Here is a 2,555-nt window from a genome sequence, read left to right on the forward strand (position 1 = left end):
ATCCCGGAACGAAGCGCTACTACGGAACCAGCGGCAACAGCTTCGTGGCCGTGGTCGAGTTCGGACCAAAGGTGCGCGCGCTGGCGATCACCGCCGGTGGAGCCAGCGGCCATCCGGACAGCGCCCACTTCATGGACCAGGCGGCGCGATATGCGGCTGGCGACCTGCGGGAGGTCTACTTCTATCCGGAGCAACTGGTCGGGCGCACGGCGCGAACCTACCGTCCGGGCCCTAGCCGTTAGGCGCGCGCTTCTTGAAGGGTTTTTTTGGCGGACCGCCAGGGCGGGGTCCACGATCTGGACGCGGGCCGCCTTGCGGACGCGGCGCATAGGGAGGCCGTGCGCCCTCGGGACGCGGGCCGCGTTCGGGTCTCGGACCCGCTGCACGCGGCGGCGGCGCTCCGGGAGCACCCGCCGGATTGATCCGGATGTCGCCCGCGTCGGCCGCCGTCTTGATCGCCTCGCGGAAACGGGGCTCGGCCTCGCGGGTGATCTCGAACTTGGTCTCGTTGTCGAAGATCTTGATCAGGCCGATGTCCTTTTTGGTGACATGCCCAAGGCGACAGATCAGCGGCACCAGCCACTTGGGGTCAGCATTCTTGGAGCGGCCCACCGGCAGTCGGAACCAGGTTGAGTCCCCGTTGGGCGTGTGTTCCGCACGCGATCCGTGATCCAGGCGAGGGCCACGCTCGGGACCGCGATCCGGCCGTGGACCACGCGCATCGGGGGCACTTCGATCATTGCCACGATCGTCGAACATTTCTTCCGGAGCCGGCAGACGCGAGCGGTGCAGGCGGATCAGGGCGGCGGCCACAGCTTCCGGCGAACGGTCGGCCAGCAGCTTGGCGGCCAGCTCCAGTTCCTCGGGAGAGGGGGGCTCGTTCAGGAGCGGGTCTTCGAACAGCCGGATCTGGTCCTTGGCGCGGATTTCCTCAGCCAGCGGCGGGCCCGACCATTCGACATTCAGGTTGGCCACGGCAAACAGACGCTCCGCCGGGCGGCGCTTTGTGTGGGGCACCACCACAACAGAGACGCCCTTCTTGCCCGCGCGACCGGTACGGCCGCTGCGGTGAAGCAGCCCCGCCGTATTGCTCGGCAGATCGGCATGGATCACGAGGCCCAGGTCAGGCAGGTCAAGGCCGCGCGCGGCCACGTCTGTCGCGACGCAGGCCCGTGCATGCCCGTCGCGGAGAGATTGAAGCGCGTCGGCGCGCTCCTTCTGGGAGAGTTCGCCGGAGAGTTGCACGGCGGAAAAGCCGCGCTCGCGCAGGGCGCCGTAGAGATGGCGGACCCGTTCGCGTGTGGCGCAGAAAATCAGGGCGCCGGGGCTTTCGAAATAGCGCAGCAGATTGACCACGGCGTTCTCGATCTCGTTCGGCGCCACGCGGACGGCGCGGTATTCGATATCGCCGTGGGCCTCGTCCCTGCGGATGGTGTCGATACGCTGGGCGTCGCGCTGATAGCGCTTGGCCAGAGAGGCGATCTCCTTGGCGATGGTGGCCGAGAACATGAAGGTGCGGCGATCCGCCGGCGTCGAGTCGAGGATTTCCTCAAGGTCTTCGCGGAAACCCATATCGAGCATCTCGTCGGCCTCATCCAGCACCACCACCTTGAGCGAACCCAGGTCGAGATTGCCGCGTTCGATGTGGTCGCGCAGTCGGCCGGGCGTACCGACCACAATGTGGCACCCGCCGCTGAGCGCGCGCTGTTCCTGCCGCGCGTCCATCCCCCCCACGCAGGTGACCACCCGCGCCCCGGCGGCCGCGTAGAGCCAGGTCAGCTCGCGGCTGACCTGCAGCGCCAGCTCACGGGTGGGGGCGATCGCCAGGAACAGCGGAGCTCCGCCACGCTCGAACCGTTCGGCGTCGCCCAGCAAGGGAATGGCGGCAGCCAGGCCAAACGCGACGGTCTTGCCGGACCCTGTCTGGGCGGACACCAGCAGATCGATATTCGGTGGCGCAGCCAGAACCGCGGACTGAACGGGGGTCGGTTCGCGATAGCCCTGCGCGTCAAGCGCGCGGGCCAGCGCGGGGTGCGTGGCGGGAAATGGCATGGGCAATGCTCCGGGGCGCGGCGAACAGCGCCTGGTCGCAGGAATCTGTACGGGGTACGAATGATCTACGCCACGGAAATGGCGCGAGTGACGGGACTCGAACCCGCGACCTCCGGCGTGACAGGCCGGCGCTCTAACCAACTGAGCTACACCCGCGCAGGACCTTCCGGTCATGCGAAGGCGGCTCTGATAGGGGCGGTGCGGAATCGTGTCAATGTTTGTGTGTAGTCTTGCCTCCCATGCGAAGCGGGGGAGGGGGACCGCGCCCCGCAGAGGGCGTGGTGGAAGGGGCGAATTCAAGCGCCGAGCCCGGTCCCGCCCCTTCCACCGTCGACTTGCAGCCGACGGTCCCCCTTCCCCGTGAACGGGGAAGGCAAGATCGCACAAGGTGGGTTTGAAACGGGCGTATGATCGGTCTAGAAGACCCCCGACTCCCGCCGGAGACTCATGTGAACGCCTTTCTGCTCGAGTACCTGCCCATCGTGATTTTCCTGGGGATCGCG

The 2,555-nt window shown here is 67.4% G+C and carries 2 protein-coding genes and 1 tRNA gene; 1 reads left to right on the forward strand and 2 read right to left on the reverse strand.

All coding sequences use genetic code 11. The features are described 5' to 3' along the window. Nucleotides 1-242: penicillin acylase family protein (locus tag ACIQ42_RS17910; protein WP_397423584.1), on the forward strand; the 242-nt coding region annotated here is incomplete at its 5' end. Here ACIQ42_RS17910 and ACIQ42_RS17915 read toward each other — a convergent pair. Both ACIQ42_RS17915 and ACIQ42_RS17920 read right to left on the reverse strand, forming a co-directional pair. Continuing rightward, nucleotides 232-2,052, reverse strand: coding sequence for a DEAD/DEAH box helicase (locus ACIQ42_RS17915; RefSeq protein WP_397423585.1), 1,821 nt, complete (start codon nucleotides 2,050-2,052; stop codon nucleotides 232-234). The two genes, ACIQ42_RS17910 and ACIQ42_RS17915, sit on opposite strands and share 11 nt — an antisense overlap. Before the next feature lie 79 nt (nucleotides 2,053-2,131). Then, nucleotides 2,132-2,208, reverse strand: a tRNA-Asp gene (locus ACIQ42_RS17920). Between the last annotated feature and the right edge of the window lie 347 nt (nucleotides 2,209-2,555).

The sequence above is a fragment of the Phenylobacterium sp. genome, assembly GCF_044372605.1.
GTDB lineage: Bacteria > Pseudomonadota > Alphaproteobacteria > Caulobacterales > Caulobacteraceae > Phenylobacterium.

Coding starts and splice junctions, on each gene's coding strand:
- ACIQ42_RS17915 (WP_397423585.1), bottom strand. CDS start 2,052: ATGCCATTTCCCGCCACGCACCCCGCGCTGGCCCGCGCGCTTGACGCG.